Origin of the sequence: Adlercreutzia sp. ZJ138, assembly GCF_011038935.1 — a bacterium.
Taxonomy (GTDB): domain Bacteria; phylum Actinomycetota; class Coriobacteriia; order Coriobacteriales; family Eggerthellaceae; genus ZJ141.
Map to the genome: position 1 here is coordinate 53,568 of NZ_JAAKEA010000009.1, position 26,305 is coordinate 79,872.

Below are 26,305 nucleotides of genomic sequence, written 5' to 3' on the forward strand. Positions count from 1 at the left end.
ACAGGTCGCAGCGTCGCCGTTGTGTTCGTTGCGCGTTACTGTAGTTTCCAGAAGGAACAAAAACATCCGCATTCATTACGGGAAACGGTATTCCGTACCCTCCGAGCATGCGAGGTAGGCATAGCAACAGCGCGAGCTTCGTCTCCATAGGGGATGCCGAGTTGTCGCGCACAAACCTTGCCGCTCGTAGCGCATTTCGACTTCCTCGCAGCTTGGATGCAAGATCAATGAAGCGGAGGATATCTTTTTGTGTTGTAAGTGGCTTTCGGCGAACAAAGCCTCTTTCTGCGTCGTCATCTGAAAGGGTCGACTCTTCGGTTGGCGTTGCGTATGAACCGCATAACCCGTAACCCAACTGGATGGTTTCGATCAGAGACAAAGTTTCCGCCATCTGGACAAACATCAGCTCGGGGCTTGCGACGTTGATCCCTTTCGCCACTTCAACGAAACTGCCACGGGGTAAATCGAGATTCAACACGTGTGGGCAAAAAAAGCGCGAAGGACGTCGGTCTTGGGCTCTGGAAACCGCTGTGTGAATGGGGTGCTCTTGCGAAAGCCCCAACATATCGCAGATATTGCAAGCTTCGCTTTTGCTTACATGTAGACCATGGGAAACTGGCCGATATTTCACGGTCGTGAACTTCTCCGAAGAAGGGAGACTTCCTTTTCCGTGCCAAAACTCGCATGCTGTCTTATGTGTCACGAAATAACTCATGGCTGTTAGCATAGCGGTTGACCTTACGTAAGAAGTATCGGATTTCTTGCACTGCTCATCTCATTTCTTTCGGGAATCTAGCAAATCACATGCTATTTCTTGTACGTTGGCAGCTGGGATCTGTCAGCTTTTGCGCCAGCTTTGTGCCTGCTCGTCTTGTTTTGGGGTTGCTCCTGAGTTGCTGCTTTCTCACTTGATCTTACTTGAAACTCTACGAAAACTCATTTGCGGCAATGCTACAACGTCTGACATGCGATCGTCCGAAATATGAAGCGACTCGAAACAAGCAATTATGTCGCATGATGCCACTCTATTTTGGTGGGGTGTTTCTCATTGAAAACCAATGATGAGGGAATGCAATAGGGGAAGACGTTCCGACGGAGCAGAGAAAATGCGATCAGGTGTGCGAAATGCAGGTACGTTCGCTTGCGCATTCGGATCACGTGAGTAGCCGTACAGCGTGGCAAGGATCATCGGTATAAGGCGCAAGTTCATCGGTTTAAGAGGATGCGTTACAGATCGCTGTCGACTACTCTGAAACCTGTTTTGTAGACATCGGACAGGAGGTCGACAATGGTCAAAGTTGTAGCGAGTCATGTGGTTCGTGAATCGCAGATCGATGAGTTTGTTGAAACGGGCAAGCAAATGATCCAGATATCGCAAAACGATGCTGGAAACGTACACTATACGCTCAACCGGAACGTTCAGAATCCGAATGTGTTCGTCATCCTTGAAATGTGGGAAAGTCAAGAGGCGCTGGCTGCGCATATGGAAACCAGCCATTTCAAGAAGTACGCGCCTCTTATGGGGTCGATGCTTGAAGAAGAGCCTGCTATAGAAATCTACGAAGAGGTCTAACCGATCGCAAAAGGCGTTCCCAGAACGATCGTAAAAGGTGCGCCCAAAGCGATCACAAAAGGCGAATCCAAGATGATCGCAAAGGGCGCGTCTAACGAAAAACGTAGCTCAGGAAGCGCCGATAGAACCACCAGCGCACCTTCACGTTACGCAGTCATGCGCTCTGCCCAGGGAAGTACTGATTAATTCCGTCAGAGCAAGGCTGACGGAATTAATCAGTACTTCAAAGGGATCACTGTGCCCGGTATCTTTCCAGGCTTCGGCTACTTCGTGTTTAGAATATCGTCGAGCAGCTCTTGATTGCTGTGCACGTTGAACTTGCGATAGATATGCTGAATGTGCGAACTCACGGTGTTTTCCGACAGCACGAGTATTTCGGCGATACGTGGTCGGCTACGTCCTGTTAGCAAAAGAGACAAAACTTCCTTTTCGCGTTCGGTTAGCCCATGCTCTTCGGCAAGACGTCCGATTCGGTTCGCGAAGTCGGGACGGAATCCCGTCAGATCGTTGTGGTTGGGGTTGGCGGAGCGGGGTGTCATGAATGCGTACTCTTTGACAAGACCCCACAATTCGGAGTTTCCCACGAAAAGCAGCAAAATGGAGCAGGCGTAAAGCAACCCTGTCGCGCTACTCACGAGGGTTGTTCCTACGGCAGTAACCGGGGCTAATCCAAGCGCGATGTGTAAAGCTGTGCCAAGCGCTGTGCCAAGTGCGGCCAGTGCCAAGCCGGCGCCCAAGCCAACCGCGATATCGTTTCCCACCTGGTAGGATAGTTCCGTCATGGCAAGCCAAACTGCCACGAAAAGCCCGGCGAGTCCTAAAAGCGTCAGCAGGTAGGAAAGGATGAGAAGCCCCGTCAATTCGGCGGTGGGAGCGCAAAGATACCCCGCTAAGCCCACGACTGCAACAACCATGAGTGCTGATGAGGCGATGCGAGGCGCGAAGAACATGCTTGCCCAAAAAGCCAGCACAACAACGCTGAGGACAACAAGATGAACAGGGGTGAATGCATCGAGTGCGGTAAATGTACCCGATGCAAAAAAGCTTTCGCTCAAAGCGATGATCTGCCCATTGAGGAAACCGACGCAAACTCCTATGAGCACACATGCCGACGCCAACGAAGGAGACATACCCAGAATTAGACGCGACGTTTTCCAGAAAATCTGCTCGGCCGTGCTCGTTCCATACGTCTCGCTTTTGGGCGTAATGAATATGGCCGATCCGCCGATCGATTCGCCTTGTTCCCATGCTTGGGCATCACTGTCTTTGTCAGATACGCTGACGATCGAGCGGATTGTCACCAACAGTCCGACAATTGCTTCGGGCATGATTATGGTGCAGGCAGCAGCAGCGGGAAATGGTAACAGGGTAACCAATCCGGCGATCGCGATGCCAATGGCGAGTGCGAGACACAAAACAATGCTCGAAGTTTCCGACCCGCGTTGTGCGTACATGCGACCCCATGCAAGAGCGAAGCACACGTTTGTGCAGCCGATAATGACACCGCCGATTATGAGCAAAGGGAATGCGTGTATAAACACGCCCGCGAGCATGAGCGCCGAACCAAGGGAAGCTGCTCCAACGACAGCTACCTCTGTTTTGAGCGACGAGAGAAAACCCAGCGCGATTTTAGAGCTCTTGTACGACACAAAAGCAGTGGCACTTCCCGTAAGCGCACAAACGATGAAGTACGCTTCACACTCGCGGGGATTGAGCTGAGATCCTTCGAACAGCAATGGACAGAACAGAGAAAGAATCGCCCATGCCCAGTAGAGAGACGAGGGAAATGCAAGGGCACTGTCTGCAAACGAGCGCTTCTGTTCGTGCCGATCTTGTGTGGGTGACACGTTAAATCACCTCGGTTCTCGGTGTGTTGCATATGAGCGGTGCGGAAGGGGGCTAAACACAATTAAGCATGGCTCTATTGTAATTGGGGAAGTGTCATTACTGTGATGATTCGTTTGCTCACAATCTGAGTAAAGATGAAAAACACCAGGTCAATCGTCTCATTGGATTCCGGTTAGAAGCAAAATCATCGAATTGACGTGAACGATAATGTTCCATTTCGCTCTTTTGCCGGGTGTTTTTGCGAACCGGTGCGTGGGAAGGTTCGGGCGTCGGGCAGCAAGCCTCCCGACTGAGAGTTGTCGATCAACGGTAGGGCTTGGGAAAAGGAGCATGAAGCTATGACTGGCATGTGCAACTATGACGGAAAAGTTGTTGTTGTGACCGGTGCCCGTTCGGGAATCGGTGCGGCGACGGCCAAGAAGTTCGCGCTTCTTGGTGCTAAGGTGGTATGCGCTGGACGGCGTCCGTGTGCTGATACCGTCGACGCCATCAAAGCGGCGGGTGGCGAGGCCATTAGCATCAACTGTGACGTTGCCAACGAAGAAGATGTGAAGAACCTCATTGCGAAAACGGTTGAGGAATACGGAAAGCTTGACGTGCTTGTCAACAACGCCGGTTCGCTTCCTCCCACGAAGGATCTTGCCGAACAGACGGTTGAGGATTTCGATCACACGATGGCTGTTGACGTGAAGGGCGTGTTCCTGGGCATGAAGTATGCCATTCCTGTCATGCTCGAAGCAGGCAAGGGCGCTATCGTCAACATTTGCTCGGTTGCTGGCTTGGTTGCCGACCCGGGTATGGCTCCCTATGTTGCTGCAAAGCATGCTGTCGTTGGTCTCACCAAGGCTGCGGGCATCGAATACGCGAGCAAGGGCATTCGTGTTAACGGCATTGCTCCCGGTTTCGTCGCTTCTGAGATGACCCAGGGCTGGATGGATGATCCCGAGATGAAGGCGCTCGTGTCGAGCTACAACTGGCAGAACCGCATTGCCGATCCGTCCGAAATCGCTTCCGTGGCGGCGTTCCTTGCTTCCGATGAGGCGTCGTTCATGGGCGCTGCCGTCGTCGCCGTCGACGCTGGTCAAACGGCTCACTAGGGGTAAGCGCGTTGAGTGGGCAGGTGTGTTATCACGCTGGTTCTGCTCGCGCGAAAAAAGTCAAACCAACAGGAAAAGAGGTTAATCATGGCTTTTGATGTTGAATATGATGTCGTATGCATCGGTGGTGGCGGATCGGGTAAGTCTGCCGCATACACCATCGCAACCGAGAGCGAGCTTTCCGTCTGCGTGCTCGAGAAGCTTGAGAACTGCGGCGGGTCTTCCATCTACGCCGAGGGTACGTGCGCTTCTGAGTCGTCCGAGCAGGCCGCTCGCCCTCATCCGGACTATCCGGGCGAGCTTCCTGAGGGCGCTCACTTTCCCACGCACGAGGAGCATGTGCAGCGCTATATAGACTACAGTCATCATCGCGCTAACGTTGAGGTTGCGAAGGCGTTCGCGTACAACTCTGCCGAGACGATCGACATCTACAAGGGTCTTGGTATTGAGTATACCGATGTAACCATCTATGCGTTCGATCAGCCCGCCGAGCTGTACACCTTCCATCGTCCCGAGGGATTGGGCCAGCACTGCCAGGATGTCTTGGAGCGCGCATGCGTGAACGCTGGGGTCGACATCTTCACGAGCACGCCCGCCCAAGAACTCATCACCGAAGACGGCAAGATTGTCGGCGTTGTGGCGAAGGATGCCGATGGCAACGAGATGCGCATCGGTGCGAAGGCTGTTGTGCTCGCGACCGGCGGTTTTGGCAACAACATGGAAATGGTTGAGAAGTACACCTGGATTCCCAACATCGCTCAGACGAACTATCAGTCGGTGCCGACGCAGAACACCGGCGACGGCGTTCGCATGGCCGAGGCAGTTGGCGCACATCTGAAGGACATCGGCGCGCTCATGATCATCGGTTGCACCGATGGCCGTACGCTTGGTTCGGGTATCAATGGTGCTGGCTATCAGCCCAACCTGTGGGTTGACACGACGGGCGCGCGCTTCTGCAACGAAGCTGTAGCCAACAGCTTTGCCGATACTGGCAACACCATCGCAAGGCGTGACGACGGCATCGTGTTCTCCGTCATGGACGAAGACACCGTTACTCGCCTTGAGTCTGGCACGGGTTCGGCGGTTGGTCTGGGCGACTTTATTCCCATTCACAAGACCATGCCGACGCTGCGTGCTGAAATCGAGGAAGCCCTTCCCGACGGAGCAGCATTCAAGGCTGATACCATTGAGGGTCTGGCCGAGGCGATGGGCGTTGACGTCGAAACGTTCAAGGCTGCTGTCGAGAAGTACAACGAGGCATGCGATGCTGGCAAGGACGATGAGTACATGAAGCCCGCGAAGTTCCTGCAGCCCGTTCGTAAGGCTCCGTTCTATGCGACCAAGCAGCGTCCGTCGATCTTGGTGTCGTGCGGCGGCATTCGCATCAACGGCAACTTCCAGGTGACCGATAAGGATTACGTTGCGATTCCTGGCTTGTATGCTGTTGGTATGGAAGCGACGGGTCTGTTCGGCGACACGTACAACCTGGACGTTCCGGGCACCGCGAACGGATTTGCCCATACGTCGGGTCGTTTGGCGGCACGTCACATCATTTCGACGCTGGCGTAAGCTGGTTGCGGTTCGCCACCGCAGTCGCTTTTCTTCTGGGGTTCCCGTTTTGCGAGGGCAGAGACGGGAACCCCTCTTATTGGCCTTCCGAACGTTTGCTGGAAGGCGTGGTGAAATCGCACGTCATCGAGATTGGAACGAACATGAAAACAGCAGTGGTGTTTAAGTGGTGCAAGGATCCGCAAGATGCGCGCGTTTCGGCAGATGGGGTGGTGTCGTGGCCCGGTGTGAAACTGTCACCGACCGATGATGACCCTGCGGCCATGGACGTTGCCAAAGGTGTTTCTGCAGAAGCAGACATTGTGGGCATCACCATTGGAGACGGGAAGCCGGAATGGGCGGCGGCGCGCGGCGCTGCAAATACGGTTATTGTAGAAGATGCGTTCGGCGGGCCCGATGGCACCGCTGCCGCTCAGGCGATCGCCGCAGCGGTGAAGCGAGCGGGCGATGTCGACATCGTGACGATTGGCGACTCCGATTGGGATCGCGGGGTTGTGTCGGCGTTGGTGGGTGCGCTTGGATGGAAGGCATACGCGAACGTGACAGCCGCTCAGGCTGAGGGCGACGATGTACGTCTCACGATAAAGACTCCGGCCGGAAATCGCATTGTGTTGGCGAAGCCTCCAATGGTTATTGCTGCACAGGCGTTGAGCCAAGAGGCAAACGTGCCGGGTATGAAGCAAACGCTTGCCGCTCGAAAGAAGCCGGTGGAGAAGGAGAGCGTTGCCTCGCTGGGTGCCGCAAGCGGTATCGGGGAAAGCGGCGGTACGCGTCTGCCCGAAGGTGATGCTGCGATCATCTTTGATGGCGCTGACCCGTCGAATGCTGTTGCGCAGCTGATGGATGCGTTGCGCGGCGAAGGCGTTTTGTAATGGCAATCTGCGAACACCGATAGGGGTGACCGAACTATGGGAAAGAAAACGTGGATCATTGCAACGGAGTCTCGTCGCTTGGGCGGCATCGTTGCTGCGGCGCGGCGTGTGAGTGATAGCGTTTCTATCGCTGCCGTGGGATCGAGCGACTTGGCGAGCGAAGTTGCGTCGTATGGGGCCGATCGCGTTGTCGCGTTCGTCGCGTCCGATGACGTTCCTGTCGAACCGCTGGGGCCGTGTGTTGCTGAGTTCATTGCGGCCGATGGGACCGATATCGCGTTGTCGAACGATTCGGGCAGCGCTCGCTGCATCTTGGGTGCAGTGGCGGGTGCCATAGGAGCGGCTGTTGTGGGCAACGCGCAGGCGTTGAGCTTGGATGGCGACAACGTGGTTGCCGACAACCTAATCGCTAACGCGAAGGCGATCGAAGCCGTGTCAGCTCCAAGGATGGCATGTATCTACACAGGTCCAGACGACGATCGAATTGAGGGTTCCGCAGCTGCTATTGAGTGCGCGCCTGTCCCTTCCATCGAAGACCGAGCGATTGGCTTTGAGGAAGCTACTGGTACGGGACTTGCCACCGCATCGCGCGTGGTGGGCGTAGGTATGGGCTTGGCGACGCGCGACAATTTACCGCTGATTGACGCGCTCGCCGATGCTATGGGTGCCGAGCTCGCTTGCACGCTTCCCTGCTGCGACGACATGCGTTGGTATCCGTCCGAGCGCGTGCTCGGGTCGTCGCACAACACCGCTTCTCCCGATCTCTACATTGCAGTGGGCATTTCCGGTTCGCCGAACCACACGTCGGGCTTCCGCGATGCGAAAACCGCTGTGGCAGTAAACAACGATCCCGATGCTGAAATCTTCAATTGCTGCAAGTACGGTATCGTGGGGGATCTCTTTGATGTGGTTCCGGCATTAACCGAGGCGTTCAAATAGGTTGAAAGCGAGCTGTGCGCGCCGGGCTGCTTCTCGACTGCGTTAGGCCAGGCTTTGCGCCGAGGAATAAAAGAAAGGTTTGACATGGAAGAAAGGGATTTCGATGCCATTGTCGTCGGTTCTGGGTGCGCCGGACCTATTGCGGCGTATGAGCTGGCGAAGGCGGGAAAGAGCGTGCTTGTCGTAGAGCGAGGCGATACGGCAGGCTCAAAGAACATGACCGGCGGACGCATTTACATGCATCCGCTGCGCAAGGTGTTTGATGCTGACACGCTAGCGACCGCACCTCTTGAGCGGCGCATCACGCGCGAAAAGGTTATGCTGATGTCACCAGACGCCGAGTTTACCATCGATTTCAGCAGTGATGCCATGCGTACCGACAACGATTCGTATTCAGTTTTGCGTGGTACGTTCGATCAGTGGCTTGCCGACCAAGCTGAGGCGGCAGGCGCAGAATACATCTACGGGATTCCTGTTGAAGAGGTTGTGAAAGACGATGCCGGTGCCGTTATTGGTATTCGTGCAGGGGAAGATGAGATAACTGCAAACGTCGTCATTTTGTGCGATGGCGTAAACTCGCTTTTAACCGAGCAAGCGGTTGGCTATCGGCGCCCGCCTGCCTCGGCGATTGCCGTTGGAATCAAGCAGACATTTGCGCTGCCGGCGAAAACCATCAGCGATCGGTGCTTGGTGTCTACCGATGACGAGGGTACCGCGATGCTTATTGCCGGCGATGCGACCAAGGGGAAGTTCGGCGGCGGGTTCATGTACACAAACCGTGACTCCATTTCGCTTGGTATCGTTGCAGGAATTGAATCGGTTTCGACAGGTGAGTATCCCATTTACCAAATGATGGAAGAGCTGAAGAGCCATCCGGGTATTGCGGCACTTATCAAGGATGGCGAGCTCGTGGAGCACTCAGGACACATGGTTCCGGAAGGTGGCTTGGGAATTATGCCCGAGCTTGTGGGTGACGGTGTGCTCGTTGCTGGTGAGTCGTCAATGATGTGCATCAACTTTGGCTATGCGGTGCGCGGTATGGATTATGCTATCGCCGCTGGCCAGATAGCAGGACAAGCGGCAGTTCGTGCGCTTGACGCGGGGGATGTGAGTGCATCGGGGCTTTCGTGCTATAAGCAGATGCTCGAAGACTCCTTCGTTATGAAAGATTTGCGCTCCTTCTCTGCGGAACCAGAGTTCCTCGAGCATTTCGATCACATGTTCTGCGGGTATCCGGAAATGGTGCGAGACATCATGAACAACATGTTCATCATAGATGGCAGCCCCGCCAAGCACGTGAAGAACATGGTTATGCCTGAAGTTAAGAAGATGGGCTACCTGAACATCTTCAAGGACATGAAGGGAGCCCTGAAAGCACTATGAGCGATGTGAAGATTACCGTAAACGTTGACAAATACCTAGCGGTCAACAAGTACGAACCCGACAGCGAGTCTCATATCATTCTTGTGGATGACCCAGACGATGCTGAGTTTTTGAAGCTCGTGAAGGTTTGCCCGGCTGCGCTCTACAAGATTGAGGCTGACGGCACCAAGCGCTTCGACTATTCGGGATGTCTAGAATGTGGCACGTGCCGCATTGCCTGTGGCGACACGATTGTTGAGAAGTGGGTGAACCCCACATCGGGCTGTGGCGTGCAGTTTCGTTACGGCTAGGGAAACCCAGAGCTGGCAGCATAAATCAGTGGCTCCCAAGGGTTGAGCTATGCACTGGCTGCAAAGCTCGTGTGTCGCATTCCCTGGTGGGGTGCTTGATTTGAAGCAATGTTGAATAAAAAGGCACCTGCTTGTTTGAACAGGTGCCTTTTGCTGCGCTTGGTTTCCGAGAAAGACGTTGGGGAAGCTGAGCCTTCCGCTCACGTGTCTCCGTTACTCGAGTGACTTCGTTTCTTCGTTGCGCTACTTAGTTGTGTCGCTGTCGTCTTCCTTGTGAGCGGCGGGTTGCTCGGGCGCTGCGGGAGTGGTGGCTGCGGGTTCCGCAGGTGCCTTGGGCTGCGCGGCAGGCGTTGCGGGTGCAACCGGTTGCGCAGGCGTTGCAGGTATCGTAGGCTGCTCAGCTACTGCAGGATAGCCAGCCGGTGCGGTCGGTGCGGTCGGCGCAGCGTACCCGGGAGCTGCGTATCCAGGAGCAACATGCTGACCATAGGCAGGCTGTTGGCCGTAGTACTGTCCCGGTTGTGCGGCTCCTGCCTGGGCTTGTGCGTAGTTGTACGACGGTGCGTTTGCGGCCTGTTGCACCTTGTGGATGTATACGGCTTCAAGCACCAGTAACACCGTGCTAACAATGCGACCGCACAAAATGGAGCACACGGCGCCGGCGATGGACCATCCAAATGCCGCACCCAGCTTTTCGGACTTGTCGTAATTCTTCAGGCCCAAAATGCCAGCGACCAGCGACACCACGCAAAGCAGAGCGCCAATCACGAGGAAGATCACGAAAATATCAATGCCCAAGCCTACAAGACCAGCCAGATCATTCTCATCAAAAGAGTAGCCTTCTGCATGAAGCTCGTCCATGCCGTGGGCAATGTCGGGATCGGTTGCCAGTTCTTCGGTAAACTCACTGTAGACGTTCGGATCCGACAGCACTATACCGCCGAGTCCTGTGAAGAGCGCTCCAGCGACGAAAGCCGCTATTGCTAATGAGGAAAGGATGATGTTCGCGATACTGAAGCCGCGAACAAGCTTCGTGTCGGGTGATTGCGTGGTTGCTTGCATGGCCACTCCTTTCAAAGAGGGTCTGTTGCGAAAAGTGTTTCCTTGCCAGCTATTATAGGCGCGCTTGCACGAAGGCAAGCGGACTTCGTGGTGACGGTTTAGCAACGGACAAGCCACAGCAAGCGAACACTTTTGCCCGAATGTGTCTACATTCTAGACATTTGCCAACTGTCAGTTAAACACTTCGGACGTTTCGGCCTCTTTTGGAAGGTGCTTTTTAGCACCTCTAACCATGTAGTACGTTCTTTTCCGGGAATACGGTGCGGCGATTTGAGAGCAGCGTGCTGCGAGAGAAACCGCAGGGCTTGTCACCGTTGCGCGCTGCGGGCGAAGGTTTGCGTGTTTCTCGCACTATACTATGGCGATGTGAGATTTCTCAGGGAACACTGATTTAAGACGTTTTGTCCCGCAAGCGCAGGGTTGGCGGAATGAGTCAGTTACCCTCAAGCCTGTTGCATGCAAGCGACGAAGAGAGGAAAAACGTTCATGGAGAATTTCGAATTCGTATCGCCCACTCATTTCGTGTTCGGCCGCGGTGTCGAAATGCAGGTGGGCGCGAAGCTGGCCGAGCGCGGTGCAAAACGGGTGCTGCTGCATTTCGGCGGGCAGTCGGCTGTGCGAAGTGGGCTGATCGATCGCGTGAAGGCGTCGCTTGTCGAGGCAGGCGTCGAGTGCGTGAAATTGGGTGGTGTTCGTCCGAATCCCGAGATCACGCTGGTGCGTGAGGGCGTTGCTATCGCCAAGCGCGAAAAGATCGACTGGGTGCTGGCGGTTGGCGGCGGCAGCGTGATCGATTCTGCGAAGGCCATCGCTAACGGCGTGTGCATCGATTGCGACGTGTGGGAGCTGTTCGAAACAAAGCGGGTGAACCCACAGGTGCTTCCCATCGCCGTGGTACTCACCATTCCGGCGGCGGGTTCTGAAGCGTCGAAGAACACGGTGATTTCCAACGATGAGCTGGGCATGAAGTCGGGATACGCCAACAACTTCCATCGCCCGAAGCTGGCGTTCATGAATCCTGAACTCACGTTCACGCTGCCGCCGTTTCAAACCGCAGCGGGCGTCACCGACATGTTCTGTCACCTGCTCGAACGCTTCTTCGACGACGTTGGTGCAGTTCCGGTGACAGACAATTTGAACCTATCGCTCATGAAAACGGTGCGCGCAGAAGCGCCGCGCGTGCTGGCCGACCCCGAAAACTACGACGCGCGCGCTAACATCATGTGGGCAGGCATGCTCTGTCATCAGGGGCTAGCAGGTGCGGGCCGCAACGAGGACTGGGCGACGCATGGCATGGAGCACGAGCTGTCCGCGTACGACACGTCCATTACGCACGGCGCAGGTTTGGCGGTGCTGTTCCCGGCATGGATGGAATACGTACATGGCGAAAACCCCGCGCGTTTCGCCCAGTACGGGCGCGAGGTGTTCGGCCTGACGCCAACAGGCGATGTGGAAGCCGATGCGCTGTCGGCCATCGATGAGACACGTGCGTTCTTCATGTCGCTTGGCATGCCGACTACCCTAGTTGAGCTGGGCATTTGTGAAGATGAGCTAGAGGGGGCCATCGAGCGGATGCTGCCCACGCTGCGCGCGAACAAAGGGGACGTGTTCGGTAGCTTCAAGAAGCTTACCATGGAAGACGCCGCCAACATCTACCGCCTGGCGCTGTAGGGACAACGGGGACGTAGGTTATTGTCCCCGTTGTTTCATTTGGCGTCTTTGGCGCACGTGCTAGTCGTTTTCGACCAGGCTGTTCACGATGCCCGACACGATAGATATGACGATTGATGCTACAAACGCCGCGCCGAAGCTGGATATGATGATGCCAATCGAGAAGATTCCATTTGCAAGCCATGCGGCTAGATAGAGCATAAGCGTGTTCACCACAAGGTAGAAAATGCCCAGCGTCAGCACGCTAATGGGTAAGCTTAAGATCTGCATGATGGGCTTGATGCTGATGTTTATCAGCGACAGCACCAGCGCGAACACAGCAATGCCTGCCCACGACGAGGCGCTTACGATGGTGATGCCGGGTACGATCCAAATGGCCGCCCCTACTGCAACAGCGGTTACCAGCCAGCGGATGAGGAAGTTCATACGTTGTCCTTTCGCGAAATAGATGTCGCTCGTGCGTGGCGCTCGGGCTTGCCAGTGGGTTTCGGCCACTATACCAAACGGCGACAGATAAGCTGCGAGCAGTGAGTCGCTTGTCACGATGTCGTTAACGTTTTCGTTGCGTCGCCTTCACTGCCTTCGCTTGTTGTCGGCATCATCGTGCGTTCGGTGTGGCACAATGGGCGGCATGAAGAAAAACGCGAACAACAGGGCGAAAAAGACTGCGTCGAGCAAACGGGCGCCGTTGCAGCGCGATGCGTCGTCACAGGGCTGCAAGCTGTGTGCGGTGTTCGGGCGCTGCGGCGGGTGTAGTGCGCTTGATGTGCCGTATTCCGACCAGCTTGCAAACAAGCAGCGGTTTGTGGCCGATCTGTTTGCCGACATGGCTGAACCCGAAGCGCTTCGTCCGATTCTTGGCATGGATGACCCCTTCCATTACCGCAACAAGGTTGCGTCTCCCTACGCGCCGGGCCGCATGCTGTCAGGTGCGAGTGCGGGCGGTGTGGCTAGTACCCGCAAAGCTACCAGCGGCGGCAAACGTGTCGGCCGCGAGGGCACACCGGGTAAAGGCAAGGCTGCAGTGTCTGCGGTAGCGCGGGAGCCGCAGCGCCGTGAAATTCTCACCGGCATGTACGCGAAGGGTACACACGAGCTTATTCCTACCGATGAATGCGTACTCGAAAACGTTGTGGCCAAAAAGGTGACGCTTGTCGTGCGCGACCTCATGCGGAAGTGGAACATCGCCCCCTACGACGAAGACACTGGCGAGGGTTTCCTGCGTCATGCGGTGGTTCGCGTAGGGCACTCAAGTGGAGAAGTGCTCGTCACATTAGTAACCAACGATGACGCGTTCCCTTCGTCGAAGTCGTTTTGTCGTGAGCTCGTGCGCCGCGTGCCCGCCATCACCACTGTCGTGCAGAACGTGAACACGCGGCAAACCAATGTGATATTAGGCAGCAAGGAACGCACGTTGTATGGTCCGGGGTTCATTCTCGACACGCTGTGTGGCTTGAGCTTCCGTATTTCGTCGCGGTCGTTTTACCAGGTAAACGCCACGCAAACCGAAGTGCTATACAACACGGCTATCGATTTGGCTGTGTTGCGGGGTGAAGAAACACTCATCGATGCGTATTGCGGTACCGGTACCATCGGGTTAGTGGCTGCCAGTCGCGGGGCGGCTCGCGTAATTGGTGTAGACAACGTGGAATCGGCCATTCGCGACGCGCAAAACAACGCGCGGCACAACCGCATTGAAAACGCCGAGTTCGTGACTGCGGATGCAAGCGAGTTTCTGGATGGTCTTGCCGCGCAGATGCGCTTGGGCACCGCGCTGCAGTCCGACGGGCCCGACGGGTCCGACGGGCAAACGAAAATCACCAATTATACTGGTCTGGCAAGCTTTTCCGGTGCAGCCAGCCCCGAAAACAACCGGCTCGTGTTGATTATGGATCCGCCGCGAGCGGGTTCTACCGAGCGATTCCTCAGTGCGGCGGCGCGGTTGGCACCTGAACGTATCGTGTACATCTCATGCAATCCCGCAACGCAGGCGCGCGACGTGGCGCATCTTGTTGCGCATGGCTACCGCGTGAGTGCCGTGCAGCCGGTTGACATGTTCCCTCATACGAGCCATGTGGAATGCGTTTGCGCACTTGAGCGATGCGCGCCACCGTCTCGTGTGAGATAATAACATCTTCACAAAGTGTGCGTTGTGGCACGGACTTTGTGACAAGAGAGCGGCGAAGGCCCGTGCGACGTTCGCCGAATCGTTTACAGACATGGGCAGGCGATTCGTTATGAGCGAGAAGCGCAGTCGAGAGCGCAATCAAGAACAAGATCAAGATAAGGAACACGTGCGAGATCAAGAACGAGGCCGAAAGCGGGAAGCTAACCTGAACGATTTAAACGAACTGGAACGGTCGGTGCTCGGTACCATCACTGCTCGTAGTCTGGTCGCCCCTGACGCGCCGGTGCTGCTCATGGTGTCGGGCGGGTCGGATTCGACGGCGCTCGCTTATGTTGCCGCAAGGCTTGTGGAGCACGGTTTCTTGGGGCCATTGGCTTTGTTGCATGTGAATCATCAGCTGCGCGGTGCCGACGCCGATGCTGACGAGGTATTTGTCACGCAGTTGGCCAACGTGTTGCGCATACCGCTGTTCACCTGTGCCGTTGATATTGCAGGCGAAGCGCGTCGAACAGGCGGCAACGTGGAGGCCGTGGGCCGTCAGCAGCGCTACCTCGCGGCTAACGAGGCGCTTGAGAGCATGTGTCTACACGAGAGCGCGCCGCTGGCCGAAGGTCGCATCTTCACGGCACACACGGCTGACGACCGCATCGAGAACTTCTACATGCGCTCCATCGTGGGAACAGGCCCGGGCGGGTTTCGTTCGATGCGCTACGAAAACGGTCCGGTGGTGCGGCCGCTGATGGATGTCTCGCGCGAGGCGCTGCGTAGCTACATCGCCGACCGCGAGCGAAGCGGGCTGCCTATGGCGTGCGATGACCAGGGGAAACTGTGGCGGGAGGACGCGACGAACGCCCATACCGACAAGTTCCGCGCGTATGTTCGCCACGAGATTGTACCGAAAGCGAAACAGCGAAACGACCGCCTGGTGGAAACGCTGTGTCGCACCATGAATCTTATCGCCGACGAAGACGACCTGTTAGAACGTCTTGCAAACGAGCTGTCCGATGAGGTGGTTGCGTGGCTCGGCAGTGAAGATGACGGGTCCATTGACTATCGGGCAGGATGCACGTTTTCGCCCGTGTTCGGGCAAAAGCCAAGGCCGCTGCAGCGCCGCGTGGTTGTCTCGGCATTGCGTCGCATGCTGTCGGCTGACGTGCGTATTGAAACGGCTGCCATCGACGCAGTGCTGGCAGGTTTCGATAGGCAAAACGGTGCTCCGCGCGGTGGCTATGTAGCCAACATTCAAGGCGATTTGGCGGTGAGCGCAAACAAGCATGGTGTGCGCGTCGAACCTATGGAAGTGTTTCGTGCGCGCCGGAAGCGAAACTCGGGCGCAGCTTCGTAGCGCGGGTTTCGGGAAAGCGCGGCTTCGTGCGGCAGAACGCAAGTTGCCTGTAGAGAGAAGCCTTCAGCATGAGGCGTTGGTGAGGCGTTAGTGGCAGATAAGGCAAGCGAGCGATCGAGGGAAGGGACGGCCTGGGAAACCATTATGGTGAACGATCAGACAGCAAGTGATCAGGTAACAACCGATCAGACAGCAAACGAATCGGTTGATATCGAGTTCGACATCGTTTTGGCGAGTGCGAGCCCGCGTCGCCGCGAGCTGCTCGAACAGGCAGGCGTTGCGTTTGTGGTGCGTACGCCACAAACCCCGGTTGACGAAACGCTCGAACCCGACGACCTGCTCGACCCGCATGAAGCGGCGAAAAAGCTAGCTGAGCGCAAGGCGGGTGCGGTGGTGCAAGAGGTGCTGTCCGAAAAATACCAGGGGTATGCGGCTGTTATCGGGTCAGACACCATGGTGGTCTGCGACGGGCGCATTTTCGGCAAGCCGGCAAACCTATCCGACGCGAAGCACATGTTGCGGCAGTTGTCGGGGCGTACGCACGAGGTGGTAACGGCGGTGTCGGTGTGGCTGCTTGCCGCGCCCACGGTCGAAGACGTTTCGCTCGGGTTCCGAACGTTTACTGATGCTACGCGCGTGCGCTTTCACGAGCTGTCCGATGACGATATTGCCGCTTATCTGCGCGAAGGCGAGTCCTTCGACAAAGCTGGCGCCTACGCTATTCAAGGAAAGGGAGAGCGTTTAGTGGCAGGTATCGATGGCAACATGTCCACCGTCATTGGGCTCCCAATAGAGCGCCTGCTCAACGATTTCCCCGACATTTTCGCCGCCAAGCACAGCAATCACGTGTAGGTCATGTCGGGTAAGGACAACGGGGACGTAGCCTATTGTCCGCGTTAGCAGTAGAAGAACGCAGCGCAACGTGAGTCTTGTTTCGACATGGCGTTGCGTTTCAGACATATAGGGGGACGTAAACGAGTAACTCCTAGCGCCTGTGCAAGATTGTGCCACTGCGCCCGCTGACCGTAACTTTTTCGAGCTCGCCGCGAGCGACGAGCGTCTCCACGGAGGTCTTAAGCCTTCTTGAAATTCCCTTGTATCCTAGGCTTCGCGCCAGCTCGGTTAGATTCATGTCGCCGGTCTCGAGCGCAGCCAATATGGCAGCTTCATATTTCTGAGCTTTCTCCGCGGCTCGGCCACCAGAACCTACTGCAAAGGCTGGATGAACGGGTATGGAAACGGAAATATATCCCCGCGCCTCGTCCATTTGGAACTTGAGCGGTCCTGAACCGTTACGCTCAAGTGCTCGGTACGCGTTCGGAAAGCCCGTATTGCGACCCTCAATGAGCTTAAGCTCCTTGAGAAAATCACCTATGCGACGATTGCGGTACCTGCGTGCCCTGATCTTGCCCGACGCCACGTCATCGTCGGTGATACTTCGATCGAAACCTGGAAAGCTGGTCACCTCTATCTCGGTGGGGCTTATCCGTACCACGATGGGCTCGGGTATTTGGTAGGATCGATGATAGACCGCATTCGCCAAAATCTCTTCCACGGCAGCGTAGGGGTAGTTGAATGTGCGCGATGCCTCGGCGCGTGTTGAATCCTTTCTTACTGACTCTTTGATTGCATAATTCTGTATGTAAGCGAGAGCGTCTCTGAGTTGGCGCTGTATTGGTCCTGTGAACGTCTTTTCAATCATGCCGTCGCCCGTGGGGTCGGGAATGTCGACTACCTCTATGCGCGCGTAGCGGAAAAACCGTTCGGGGTGCTCGCTAAACATGAGTAAGCCAACATTGAGCGGTCTAAGGTCCTCAGGCGGACCCGATACTAACTGTAGGTTGGTTGCGAGTTCAACGATATCCATTCTTTCGGAAGGGCCATAGAGAGAGCTGCCCACTTCGTGTAGGTGTTCGCGCATGAGTCCCAGATCAAGATCCTCAGGTCTAGCGAGAAGGTTCGGTCTGTCGTCGAAAGGGATGTCGGAGGCTATGTAAAAAAGCTCTTTTTCTTCGTCGGGAGACGCAATGACTGTGCTGCTGAATTTCCTGATGTAGTAGTGCTTCGCAGATTTGCGTGAAAACACATCTTTGCTCGCCTTGTAGGGTCTGCCGTGACCACCGGGAACCCAGATAATCAACAGCCACGAGCCTTGGTAAAAGACTGGCTCCACCACAGGATTGTAAAGAGGCTCGATGCAATGGCAGTAGCCCACAAGATTCTTAAGAGTCTCATCTACCTTCTCCTGTGGGATTCCTTTTGGTGGGAGAACGGGATATCCGTTTTCCTCTTCCACTCCAATGATGACGTAACCGCCACCTATGTTGTCAATGTCGTTTGCGAAACCGCAGATCGTATGTACCACAGGGTTTGGGTTGAACCCCGACTTGAACTCAATGCGATTTGACTCCACAACGCGTCGATTGATAAGGTCGTCAATGTTTGCCGGGATTCCCATAAAGCCTCCGTGTCTTTGGTTGCCAGCTAAGTGTACGAAATCTCGACGGACTCGACAATCATTTTGTCGAGGACTCGACAAAATGATTGTCGAGTCGAAGGAATAGCGTCGAGCAGCTCTGGTTGAGCGGATCTAGAAGAGACTTGCTGAGAAAGGCGAATTCGAATGATAAAGAAAAAACGAGCGGGATGTTCCTGCTCACGGACTAACCCGTGAACAGGAACGACGTGACACGTGCATCTGACTGCTGGTACCAAAATGGATTATCAGTCACCTCCCTTGTATGTTATAGTATGGCAAATACATAGGAGGTGGCAGCTATGGCTCTTATTCAAGTTACCGTCGATGATGAAATTAAGCGGAAAGCCGATGCTGCATTTGCACGCAACGGTATTACAACCCCCATGGCCATGCGTATGATGGTAACGCAGGTTGCAAACGAGAACAGGACGCCTTTCGACAATGTGTTCTTCTCGCCAACGTCGGTTGCCCTTGCCGAGGACGTTCGCCGCGACATGCTCTATGCCGAAGCGCAGGAACTAGGTCTTATCCCCGATGACGCCGTTTCGGTCTGTGATTCTTACTGCATTCCCGATGACGTGCTTGAAGATCTTGGTCTTTCAGCCTTTGAGGTCGGACAATGACGCGCTACACGGTCAAAATCAGCAACCGCTTTTGGCAGACCGCGAAGGCCTTGCGCAGTAAGTATACGCATGAGCAGTTTGCGGAAATCATCTCGATCATTCGGGATTGCATAAATGAGCTTGCCGAAAAGGGTTTCATCGAGGAAAACGGCTGGGACGACCATATGCTCATCAGGCCTTCCTTTTCTGACGGCTGTCATTATGAGTTTCATATTTTTGATAACGACATCCTCGTTGTTTATTTTCGACGAGAAAGGAATCGCTTCATTCGCATGGTCGGTGTCTACGATCATGCGACCATTCCAGGGAACAGATGACAGCCCTTCGAAGCAGGGCGTCGCTCACGCCGTGTAATAACCCCAAATTGGAAAAATCGTGGCAGGGCGCACCTGTTGCCCTTCCGTAATGCCTATTGCAGAAGGGCAATGATACACTGGGAAAACTTGTTGCAGGTGGCGGCTTTCGTCAGTATTTCCCGAAAGGGGTGCCGCCGAGAGTGGGGAGTTATGAGGGAGATGCAGCTACACGACGACATCGCACGGGTTCTGTTCAGCGAAGAGCAGCTTGCCCGTCGCGTTGCGGAGATAGGCAAGGATATTACGCGTGATTACGCGCACGTGGAAGGCGGTATTGTGCTGTTGTCGGTACTGCGCGGGGCAGCGTTGTTTATGGCCGATTTGGCGCGTGCTATCGATCTTGCGCTTGAAATGGACTACCTGGCCGTTTCCTCATATGGCAACGCCGCGAAAAGCTCCGGAGACGTGCACCTTCAAAAAGACGTGTCCTCGCCGATAGCGGGCAAGCACGTGATCGTTGCGGAGGACATTTTGGATTCGGGTCTCACGCTGTCTCGGGTGATCGATCTGCTACGTGAACGCAAGCCCGCCTCCGTGGAAGTTGCCACGTTGCTGCGCAAGCAGCGCCCCGATCAGTCGGACGTTGCTTGCAAGTACGTCGGCTTCGAATGCCCTGATGAGTTTATCGTGGGTTACGGGCTCGACTACGCACAACGCTACCGCAATTTGCCGTACATTGGCGTTTTGAAACCAGAGCTTATCAGCTGAAAGGTTATAACAGATGGCAGAACAAAACGACAAGAAGCCGAACCTGAACCAGCCCGACGCGCGTGTGAGCGTGATCGCCACCATTCTGGTGATACTCATGGCGTTTTTCGTAATTCGGCAGCTAGTTACCGCCGAATCGTCCGAAAATATGCCCACCGACACGCTCATTACGTCGGAATTCGTGCAGGCGGTCGAGCAGGATCGCGTGAAGAACGTGGTGTACGACGCAGGCAGCTACACGGTTAGCGGCACGTACTACCCGGCGGTGACGGCCGGTGCAAACGCGGCTGATGCGTTCAACGGTGCCTTCGATGCACTAAACGCTCGCATGGCAACCATTAAGAATGCCGACACGGGCAAGCCACTCGGCGGCGTGGGAACGTCCGACATCGAGTCGTCCGATTTGGGAACCGAGCACAAGTACACCTCCACATTCGTGGGGCAGGATTCCTTAAGCGAGCTCTTGAGCAGCCATCCTAATATATCGTATGAGGTGAAGCTTCCGAGCGCCTGGGTCGACATTGCCATGACGCTGCTTCCCATTCTGGTGATTGGCGCCCTGTTGCTGTTCTTCTTTAACTCCATGCAGAAGGCGAACAACCAGCAGATGAACTTCGGCAAAGCAAAGGCGAAAAAGACCCTCGAAGAGCGCCCCGACGTGAAGTTCGACGATGTTGCTGGTGTTGATGAGGCTGTCGAGGAAATGCGCGAGATTAAGGACTTTTTGGCCAATCCGCAGAAGTACCAGGCCATCGGCGCGAAAATTCCGCGTGGCTGCTTGCTCGTGGGCCCTCCGGGCACGGGCAAAACGCTGCTCGCGAAAGCTGTAGCCGGTGAGGCAGGTGTGCCGTTCTTCAGCATCTCGGGTTCCGACTTTGTGGAAATGTTCGTGGGCGTGGGTGCGAGCCGCGTGCGCGACTTGTTCAAAGATGCGAAGGCGGCAGCGCCCTCGATCGTCTTTATCGATGAGATTGACGCAGTGGGCCGCCAGCGCGGCACCGGTCTTGGTGGCGGGCACGACGAGCGCGAGCAAACCCTGAATCAGCTGCTCGTTGAGATGGACGGTTTCGAGAAGAACGAATCCGTGGTACTTATCGCCGCCACGAACCGCTCTGACGTGTTGGATCCGGCGCTGCTGCGTCCGGGCCGCTTCGACCGTCAGATTGTGGTTGACGCGCCCGACGTGCGCGGCCGCGAGAAGATTCTGCAGGTGCATTCCAAGGAAAAGCCGCTGGGAAGTGACGTCGATCTGGGCCGTATTGCCAAGCTGACCCCGGGTTTCACCGGTGCCGATCTGATGAACCTCATGAATGAGAGCGCTTTGCTTACGGCGCGCAAGGGCAAGAAGATCATCACCATGCAGGAAGTCAATGAGTCAATGGAGCGCGTGATTGCCGGCCCCGAGCGCAAAGGTCGCATCATGGACGAGCAGACCAAGCGCACCATCGCCTACCACGAGAGCGGGCACGCGCTGGTGGGACACACCCTGCCGCATGCCGACCCGGTGCATAAGATATCAATCATCTCGCGCGGCCGTGCGCTGGGCTATACCCTGTCTATTCCGAAAGAGGACAAGGTGCTCAACACGATCGGTGAAATGCGCGACGAACTGGCGGTGTTCATGGGCGGGCGCGTTGCCGAAGAAATCTTCTGCGACGACATAACCACCGGTGCCAGCAACGATTTGGAGCGCGCGACGAAGATGGCTCGCGCCATGGTTACTCAGTACGGCATGAGCGCGAACTTGGGCACGCAGGTGTTCGGCCAGCCTAACCACGAGGTGTTCTTGGGCCGCGACTACGGCAACACCCAGGATTACTCCGAAGAGACGGCGCGCCGCATTGACGAAGAGGTTGCGCGCATCATGAAAGAGGCGCACGATCGGGCCTACGAAGTTCTCAGTGCGCGTCGTGAGCAGATGGACCTAATGGCGGGCGTGTTGCTCGATCGCGAAACGGTTGATGGTGAGGCGTGTACCGCACTGCTGAATAACGAATGGGAAGCGTACTTGGAACGCGAGGACGACATCATCGCTGCCAAGGAGCGTGAGGAAGCAGAGGCGCGGGCGCGTGACGAGCAGTTGCTGGCTGAAGGATCGACCTCTCCGATGGTTGATGCTGCGGCGCATGACGAGGGTGCGTCGGACAGCGCAGCGGCGTCACAAAGCTCTGCTGCACCTGTGGACGCTAATGTGCCCGCGGCACCCGCTGCACCTGCTGAGCCTGCAGCACCCGCACCTGGCGCACCTGCCGCACCTACGGCACCCGCACCTGCGGATGCCGATGAACCGGAAGGCCCCGAAAGGAACTAGATGAACTGGCGCTGTGCTCAATTCAGCTTCGATACCAGGATGCCCATTATTATGGGCATCCTCAACGTTACGCCTGACTCGTTTTCCGATGGGGGCGATCATAGCAGCTTCGACGCCGCTCTTGCGCATGCGCAGGACATGGTACGCGCGGGGGCGAAGATTATCGACGTAGGGGGCGAGTCCACGCGACCGGGATCCGCCGAGGTTTCTGTCTGCGACGAGATCGCTCGCACGGAAGCGGTGGTTCGCGCCCTTGCCAGCCAAGGGATGTGTGTCAGCATCGACACGCGCCATGCGCAGGTTGCTCGCGCAGCCATTGAAGCGGGCGCGGCCATCGTTAATGATGTGTCGGGATTTCGCGATCCCGATATGGTGGAGGTCGTGCGCTCGTGCGACGTTGGTGTGGTGGTCATGCACATGCAGGGCGAGCCGGGCACGATGCAGAATGCTCCCACGTACACCGATGTGGTGTCTGAAGTGCGCGATTACCTGCGTGATCAAGCCACCATGCTCGTGGACGCAGGTGTGTCGCCCGATCGCATTTGTATCGATCCGGGTCCGGGGTTCGGCAAAACGCCGAAGCAGACGATCGAGCTCATGCGCAACCTGCACGAATTCGCGCGCCTGGGCTACACCGTTATGGCTGCGCCGTCGCGTAAGAGCTACGTGGGATATGCATACGGCATCGACAATCCGAAGGATCGCGACCAGGCGTCGGCGCAAGAGGCGCTGATGGCGTGCGAGCTGGGTGCGAGTGTGCTGCGCATGCACAACGTGGAAGAAACGGTGAAGGCGCTGAGCAATCTGCGTCCCTATGCGATGCTGGGGCTGGGATGTAACGTGGCGTTGGTTGCCGAGCCGGGCGAAGAGCGCGAGGCGAAGATCGCTCAGCTGAACCTGGCCATCGGTCAACTGTGTATGCTACCCGATTCGCAGATCATCGACATATCGCGCTTCTACGAAAGCGAACCGGCATACGTTACCGATCAAGATGTGTTCGTCAATTGCGTGGTGCTCATGCGCACGGGTATTCCGCCGAAAGAACTGCTGGGATATCTACACGCCATCGAGAACAGCTTGGGCCGCGTGCGCGAGCGGGAAAACGGGCCGCGCACGTGTGATATCGACATCCTCGACTACCATCTGTACTTAGCCGACGTGCCAGAGCTTCGGTTGCCGCATCCCCGCTTGCTCGAGCGCGACTTTGTGGTGAAGCCGCTGCTGGAACTGCTGCCTGGCTATGTGCTGGCAAACGACGTGGTGGTTGCCAAGGCAGCGTTGCCTGAAGCCGAGCGTGTGGGGCGTGCGGTGCCGCTTTCGTGAACGAGTGCTGCGCGTTATTTCGAGAGGAAGACGACATGTTCCGTATTCGAGAACTCAATTCGGTCGACTCAACGAATAACCAGGTAAAATGTGCACTAGAAGCAGGTGAGGCGGAAGGGTTGGTGGTGCGCGCCCTTCGGCAAACCGGTGGCTACGGGCGTCAGGGGCGTGCGTGGTCAAGCCCGTTTGGCGGCATGTATCAGTCGCTGTTGCTGCGTCCGCGCGTGCCTGCAGTGCAGCTTCCCACGCTCAGTTTGGTAGTGGGCTTGGGCGTGCGCGACGCGCTCGTGGGTCTTGTTTCAGCAGAGCGTGCTCAGCGCATCAAGGTGAAGTGGCCAAACGATGTGGTATACGTTCCGCATTCCGGCCAGTCAGCGGAGCAATCGCTTACGTTTCAGAAGCTGTGCGGCATTTCGCTTGAGACGCACGCCGGTGGGGTGTGTGTGGGCATTGGGGTGAACGTGGTGCCGCCTGAGCGCGCAGCTTGTGCGGGATATTCGCTTGAGTATGCGGCTTGCGCGGGACATCTGGCCGACAGTGCAGCTTGTGCGAATCACCTGACCGAAGATTTCTCGCCAAACCGGTTTGCTCAACCGTCTCATTCGTCTTGGGTAGCAGGTAAGAACACTCCGGCGTATTTGGTTGATTTGGGGCTTGATGCGGCTGATGTGCAAACCGCTGTTTCCTGCGTGGGTGACGCGGTGCTGCAGTCGTTTTTTCCGCTGTATAACCGGTGGTGCGAACAGGGTTTCGCTGCGTTTGTTGACGAGTTTTCAGCCCATGCGGCACTTGATGGAAAAGAGGTTCGCATTGCAAACATTCATGGCGGCGTGACACAGGTTGGTGTTGTTGCAGGTGTGGATGAGTACGGAAGACTCCTTCTGCAGACGTCCGATGGCGCACGTTGCCCGGTGTCATCTGGCGAGGCGCACATTCTATAGTGTCTCGTGCTTTCTCTGTATCCTATTCACCAACGTGGAGTGCCCCTGTGTTCAGCTCATTTCGCAAATTGACTGCGTTCAGGGGCATCATGGAGCATCATGGAACTTTGATGTCGGGGTATGTTTGTCTTGAAGCACGAAATGATAGGAATTAAAATATTCGTTTTGCATAGACGAGACAACGGCATATTGGAAGGCACGTGAGAGCATGAACGACGCGAATGGCATTGAGCGAGAAGGCGAAAAAAAACCGCAGGTTGAAAAGCCACAAACTGGCAAGCCGCAGGGTAGCAAACCGCAAACTGAAAAGCCGCAAGGGGACAACATCGCCCGCGTAACGCGCATGGGTACAGCATCGATTCCGCTGCTTTTGCTTGAGTTTGCGGTGCCCACCATTGCGGGAATGTTGGTGAATGCCGCATACAACGTTATTGACTCGGTATTTCTAGGCCAAGCTATGGGCGAGGTTGGTCTTGCTACGGCTACGGTTGCCATGCCGGTTATGACCATTTTCATGGCGCTGTCCATGCTGGTGGGCAACGGTGGTAATGCGCTTGCGGCGCTGCGTATGGGAGAAGGACGTCGCGATGAGGCTGAATGGACGCTCGGTAACACGGTGTTTTTGGCGCTTGCGCTCGCCGTTATTGTGTTCGCCATTTCGATGTCTCCGCTGATCGAGCCGTTGCTTCTCGTGTCGGGCGCAACGGCCGAGGACTGGGATTATGCGCGCACGTTTATCCGCATTTTGTCAGCGGGTTTCGTGTTTCAGGTTATCGGCATGGGTGTAAACAACTTCATCCGTACCGCTGGCGCGCCGAACCGCGCGCTGGTGACCATGGTTATCGGCGCGGTGGCATGCACCGTGTTCAATTACCTGTTCGTTATGGTTTTCGGCTGGGGCGTGGCGGGCAGTGCGTGGGCAACCTTGTGCGGTCAGGCATGTTCGTGTATAAGCGTGCTGTGGTACTTCGTACTCACCCCGAACGTTCCTATGAAGCTGCGCGCTCGCTACCTGAAGCCGCGTCGCGACCTTGCTGCACTCATCGTGTCGCTTGGTATGGCTAGCTTTATCATGCAGATCGGTATGGCGTTAGTGAACTTCGTGCTGAACAACTTGCTCAATTATTACGGTACGATAAGCCCTGTAGGTGCCGAAGGGGCGCTTGCTTCTATTGGTATCGTGCAGCGCATCGCCATGTTTGTGGTTATGCCACTCATTGGTGTGGCGGTTGCCGCGCAGCCGCTGCTGGGCTTCTGCTACGGGGCACACAATTTCCAGCGCGTACGTAAGACGTACTGGTGGGCTGTTGCCGGTTCGACGATGCTTGCCGTGACGGGGTGGCTGGTTATACATTTGTTCGCTGTCCCCATCGTTGGGTTCTTTGGCATCACCGACCCTGAACTGCGTGATTTTACGGTGTTCGCTTTGGGAGTTCAGCTCATGATGCTGCCGTTGGTTGGTTTCCAAATTGTCAGCTCGAACTATTTCCAGGCAACAGGGCAGCCGGCGAAGTCGATTTTCTTGTCGTTGACGCGCCAAATACTTTTCCTCATTCCGCTCTACGTGGTGCTTCCCATGGTGTTGCCGGGGTGGTTTCCGCAGTTCACAGGTCTTGACGCGCTGTACTTCAGTGTTCCGGTATCCGATTTCCTATCCGTTTTCACGGCGGTGCTGTTCATCGTTATTGAGTTACGGCGCTTGGGCAAGCTTGAAAGCGGTCAGCTAACAGCTCAATTCTAGGTAAAATGCGCGTTCTGCTGCCGCAAAGCAGCGGGGCGTGAGTTAT

At 56.1% G+C, this 26,305-nt stretch carries 22 protein-coding genes; 18 read left to right on the plus strand and 4 right to left on the minus strand.

The genetic code is table 11. The features are described 5' to 3' along the window. Nucleotides 1-1,288: 1,288 nt before the first annotated feature. Entirely contained in the window at nucleotides 1,289-1,573 is a 285-nt protein-coding gene (locus G7Y43_RS05505; RefSeq protein WP_165044889.1) for a putative quinol monooxygenase, read from the plus strand. A gap of 263 nt (nucleotides 1,574-1,836) precedes the next feature. On the opposite strand, the gene G7Y43_RS05510 is transcribed toward G7Y43_RS05505, so the two are convergent. After that, nucleotides 1,837-3,420, minus strand: coding sequence for a response regulator transcription factor (locus tag G7Y43_RS05510; RefSeq protein ID WP_165044891.1), 1,584 nt, complete (start codon nucleotides 3,418-3,420; stop codon nucleotides 1,837-1,839). A gap of 339 nt (nucleotides 3,421-3,759) precedes the next feature. On the opposite strand from G7Y43_RS05510, the gene G7Y43_RS05515 reads away from it, so the two are divergent. The 6 genes from G7Y43_RS05515 to G7Y43_RS05540 all read left to right on the plus strand — a co-directional run bounded on the left by G7Y43_RS05515 (nucleotide 3,760) and on the right by G7Y43_RS05540 (nucleotide 9,571). Next, the gene (locus G7Y43_RS05515) at nucleotides 3,760-4,518 is read left to right on the plus strand and encodes an SDR family NAD(P)-dependent oxidoreductase (RefSeq protein ID WP_165044893.1); all 759 of its coding nucleotides are present in this window, start codon (nucleotides 3,760-3,762) and stop codon (nucleotides 4,516-4,518) included. A gap of 87 nt (nucleotides 4,519-4,605) precedes the next feature. Further along, on the plus strand, nucleotides 4,606-6,087 hold the full coding sequence (locus G7Y43_RS05520; RefSeq protein ID WP_165044895.1) for an FAD-binding protein: 1,482 nt from the start codon (nucleotides 4,606-4,608) through the stop codon (nucleotides 6,085-6,087). A 110-nt stretch (nucleotides 6,088-6,197) separates the two neighbouring features. Then, entirely contained in the window at nucleotides 6,198-6,959 is a 762-nt protein-coding gene (locus G7Y43_RS05525; protein WP_165044897.1) for an electron transfer flavoprotein subunit alpha, read from the plus strand. A 36-nt stretch (nucleotides 6,960-6,995) separates the two neighbouring features. Further along, nucleotides 6,996-7,898 carry an electron transfer flavoprotein subunit alpha/FixB family protein gene (locus G7Y43_RS05530; protein WP_165044899.1) on the plus strand — a complete coding sequence of 301 codons (903 nt, stop codon included), beginning with the start codon at nucleotides 6,996-6,998 and terminating at the stop codon, nucleotides 7,896-7,898. 84 nt (nucleotides 7,899-7,982) lie between these two features. Next, complete coding sequence (locus G7Y43_RS05535; RefSeq protein WP_165044901.1) at nucleotides 7,983-9,281, plus strand: FAD-dependent oxidoreductase; 1,299 nt, start codon at nucleotides 7,983-7,985, stop codon at nucleotides 9,279-9,281. Beyond that, on the plus strand, nucleotides 9,278-9,571 hold the full coding sequence (locus G7Y43_RS05540) for a ferredoxin family protein (protein ID WP_165044903.1): 294 nt from the start codon (nucleotides 9,278-9,280) through the stop codon (nucleotides 9,569-9,571). Before G7Y43_RS05535 ends, G7Y43_RS05540 begins: the two co-directional genes overlap by 4 nt. 243 nt (nucleotides 9,572-9,814) lie before the next feature. Here the strand turns inward: G7Y43_RS05540 and G7Y43_RS05545 are convergent, their stop codons facing one another. Beyond that, nucleotides 9,815-10,633, minus strand: a complete 819-nt coding sequence (locus G7Y43_RS05545; RefSeq protein WP_165044811.1) for a hypothetical protein — start codon at nucleotides 10,631-10,633, stop codon at nucleotides 9,815-9,817. A gap of 486 nt (nucleotides 10,634-11,119) precedes the next feature. On the opposite strand from G7Y43_RS05545, the gene G7Y43_RS05550 reads away from it, so the two are divergent. Continuing rightward, nucleotides 11,120-12,304: an iron-containing alcohol dehydrogenase gene (locus G7Y43_RS05550; protein ID WP_165044905.1), complete on the plus strand. Its 1,185-nt coding sequence runs from the start codon at nucleotides 11,120-11,122 to the stop codon at nucleotides 12,302-12,304. Between the two features lie 60 nt (nucleotides 12,305-12,364). Here the strand turns inward: G7Y43_RS05550 and G7Y43_RS05555 are convergent, their stop codons facing one another. Beyond that, entirely contained in the window at nucleotides 12,365-12,847 is a 483-nt protein-coding gene (locus tag G7Y43_RS05555; protein WP_241158167.1) for a phage holin family protein, read from the minus strand. Between the two features lie 88 nt (nucleotides 12,848-12,935). Between G7Y43_RS05555 and rlmD the strand changes: the two genes are divergently transcribed. From rlmD to G7Y43_RS05575, 3 genes are all read left to right on the plus strand, one after another. Further along, on the plus strand, nucleotides 12,936-14,432 hold the full coding sequence (gene rlmD, locus G7Y43_RS10665; protein WP_241158168.1) for a 23S rRNA (uracil(1939)-C(5))-methyltransferase RlmD: 1,497 nt from the start codon (nucleotides 12,936-12,938) through the stop codon (nucleotides 14,430-14,432). A gap of 109 nt (nucleotides 14,433-14,541) precedes the next feature. Beyond that, nucleotides 14,542-15,777 carry a tRNA lysidine(34) synthetase TilS gene (gene tilS, locus G7Y43_RS05570; RefSeq protein WP_165044907.1) on the plus strand — a complete coding sequence of 412 codons (1,236 nt, stop codon included), beginning with the start codon at nucleotides 14,542-14,544 and terminating at the stop codon, nucleotides 15,775-15,777. A 90-nt stretch (nucleotides 15,778-15,867) separates the two neighbouring features. Continuing rightward, a complete protein-coding gene (locus G7Y43_RS05575; protein ID WP_241158169.1) occupies nucleotides 15,868-16,629 on the plus strand; it encodes a nucleoside triphosphate pyrophosphatase in 762 nt (253 codons plus the stop codon). A 133-nt stretch (nucleotides 16,630-16,762) separates the two neighbouring features. On the opposite strand, the gene G7Y43_RS05580 is transcribed toward G7Y43_RS05575, so the two are convergent. Continuing rightward, nucleotides 16,763-18,235, minus strand: coding sequence for a helix-turn-helix domain-containing protein (locus tag G7Y43_RS05580; RefSeq protein ID WP_165044909.1), 1,473 nt, complete (start codon nucleotides 18,233-18,235; stop codon nucleotides 16,763-16,765). 320 nt (nucleotides 18,236-18,555) lie between these two features. Here G7Y43_RS05580 and G7Y43_RS05585 point away from each other — a divergent pair, with 320 nt between their 5' ends. The 7 genes from G7Y43_RS05585 (at nucleotide 18,556) to G7Y43_RS05615 (ending at nucleotide 26,259) form a co-directional block, all read left to right on the plus strand. Continuing rightward, entirely contained in the window at nucleotides 18,556-18,879 is a 324-nt protein-coding gene (locus tag G7Y43_RS05585; RefSeq protein WP_165044911.1) for a type II toxin-antitoxin system RelB/DinJ family antitoxin, read from the plus strand. Beyond that, entirely contained in the window at nucleotides 18,876-19,196 is a 321-nt protein-coding gene (locus tag G7Y43_RS05590) for a hypothetical protein (protein WP_165044912.1), read from the plus strand. Before G7Y43_RS05585 ends, G7Y43_RS05590 begins: the two co-directional genes overlap by 4 nt. A gap of 189 nt (nucleotides 19,197-19,385) precedes the next feature. Continuing rightward, a complete protein-coding gene (gene hpt, locus G7Y43_RS05595) occupies nucleotides 19,386-19,943 on the plus strand; it encodes a hypoxanthine phosphoribosyltransferase (RefSeq protein WP_370514646.1) in 558 nt (185 codons plus the stop codon). A 13-nt stretch (nucleotides 19,944-19,956) separates the two neighbouring features. Beyond that, nucleotides 19,957-22,254, plus strand: a complete 2,298-nt coding sequence (gene ftsH, locus G7Y43_RS05600) for an ATP-dependent zinc metalloprotease FtsH (RefSeq protein WP_165044915.1) — start codon at nucleotides 19,957-19,959, stop codon at nucleotides 22,252-22,254. Beyond that, entirely contained in the window at nucleotides 22,255-23,577 is a 1,323-nt protein-coding gene (gene folP, locus G7Y43_RS05605; RefSeq protein ID WP_165044917.1) for a dihydropteroate synthase, read from the plus strand. A gap of 35 nt (nucleotides 23,578-23,612) precedes the next feature. Beyond that, complete coding sequence (locus G7Y43_RS05610) at nucleotides 23,613-24,518, plus strand: biotin--[acetyl-CoA-carboxylase] ligase (protein WP_165044919.1); 906 nt, start codon at nucleotides 23,613-23,615, stop codon at nucleotides 24,516-24,518. Between the two features lie 208 nt (nucleotides 24,519-24,726). After that, nucleotides 24,727-26,259 (plus strand): MATE family efflux transporter, encoded by a 1,533-nt coding sequence (locus tag G7Y43_RS05615; RefSeq protein ID WP_241158170.1) that lies wholly within the window; start codon nucleotides 24,727-24,729, stop codon nucleotides 26,257-26,259. The last annotated feature ends 46 nt before the right edge of the window (nucleotides 26,260-26,305 follow it).